Raw genomic sequence first — 1,576 nt, 5'->3', positions numbered from 1 at the left:
AGCTTGGCGTTTATCCTCGGCGGGTTTGGTGTTCCTTGATCGACTCGGCGCGTTTGACCGTCTTGCCGACGTCGTGGCGCTTGGCTCGGTGCTTGTTCTTCGAGCCGGGAGGCCGTCCCGGGCCCGGCTTGGACGGTTTCGGTGCGGCCGCCGGACGGGCCGCCGTCGCGCGGACGTTGCGAAACCCCCGGCGCACGCGGGCGGGAGTGAGGCGGCGCGGCTCGGCGGGTCGCTCCCAGGGACGGCGCAGGTCCTCGGCGAGGGGGCGGGCGAGGCGGAGCTGGGTGTGGGCGGCGATGATGAGCCAGGTCCACAGGTCGGCGCTGTCGGCGTGGCGGACCTTCGGGGTCGTCCAGCCGAGCGTCTGCTTCAGGAGCCTGAAGGTGTGCTCAAGATCGAATCTGCGGAGGAACGACTGCCACCAGCGGTCCACGTCCACCGGCGTCGCGGCGGTGGCTGAGCACCACAGCCAGACCGGTTTCGGGTCGCGGTCGCCCGGCAGGCGCTCGACCTGCAGCCGTACCAACGTGCCGTGCAGGACGGGCAGTTCCTCCTCGGCTTGGTCCAGCCACGGGCCGCGGTGGGTGAGCCTGGGGTGCATCCGGTCCCAGGCCATCGCCTCGGCCTTGCCATAGCGGGTGGTATCCGTGCTGGTGGTGACGTCGGGCTGGTGCCAGCTGTCGGGCTTGGCGAAGGTGAGGACGCCGCCGTGCCGACGGGGCCGCCCGCCCTTCGGGCCGGAACGCGCGGGGCCTGCGTCGCGGAGCATGACCCGGTCCGAGCGCAGGCGCCCGACCAGCACGACCGGCAGGTCGGCCAGGGCGTGGGAGAGGTAGGTGACGTCGTAGCCGGCGTCCATCACGATCAGGATCTCCAGGTCGCCCGGCCGCCAGTGCCCGGCTTGCGTCAACCGCTCGACGACGTCGCGCAGTTGGGCAGCGGTGACGAGCGTCGCGTCGTCGGCGGGCCCCAGGCGCACGGCGTCCAGCAGCGCGACCCAGGAGGTGCGGCCGGACTCCAGCGCGGCAACGAAGGAGTACGGCCAGCCCGGCACGAACTGGTCCGTCTTGCGGTCGCCACGTCCGTAGACGTGGCAGAACAGCCGATCGTCGCTGGTCGGGGCATCGGGGCGGAGCCAGTTGCTCACGTCCACGGCCAGCACGATCCGCCCGTCGGCCGCCTTCGGCAGCGGCAGGCCGGCCAGCGTGCGGCGCACCCGCGTCGGCTCCAGCCAACCGCGGTCCAACGCCGCGTACAGAGCGCCGTGCCCGCGCCGGTGCTCGACCGCCAGCGACAGCTCGACCAGGGTCTTCACCGGCCCGTCCACGCACAACACCGCGTCCGTGAGCTCGAAGAGCGCGTCCTGGCGGGCGTAGAGGCATTCGTAGAACTCGACCCGAAAGCGGGACAGGATGCCCAATGCGTCACCTGCGGGCGCGTCGACGGGGAAACTCATGGGCAGCGGCCGTTCTCTCGTGCTTCGTTACTCGACATCTCGAAGCGTGGAGAACGGCCGCCTCTGCTGTCCCGGGAAGAACCGCAGATCAGCAGGTCGGGTGACCTGCGAGGATAAACG

Annotated in this window: 1 protein-coding gene; it reads right to left on the bottom strand. The window is 71.2% G+C overall.

All coding sequences use genetic code 11. The annotated features are described in order from the left end of the window. Positions 1 to 10: 10 nt before the first annotated feature. The gene (locus tag ACFYXB_RS45970) at positions 11 to 1,456 is read right to left on the bottom strand and encodes an NF041680 family putative transposase (protein WP_389591475.1); all 1,446 of its coding nucleotides are present in this window, start codon (positions 1,454 to 1,456) and stop codon (positions 11 to 13) included. Positions 1,457 to 1,576 lie beyond the last annotated feature (120 nt).

This window comes from Streptomyces sp. NPDC002619, assembly GCF_042889305.1.
In the GTDB taxonomy this organism is placed as follows: Bacteria; Actinomycetota; Actinomycetes; order Streptomycetales; family Streptomycetaceae; genus Streptomyces.
This window is presented reverse-complemented; position numbering and strand designations above follow the sequence as displayed.

What these genes read in the sequence shown, in the direction of transcription:
- ACFYXB_RS45970 (WP_389591475.1), bottom strand. Translation starts at nt 1,456, where the DNA reads ATGAGTTTCCCCGTCGACGCGCCCGCAGGTGACGCATTGGGCATCCTG.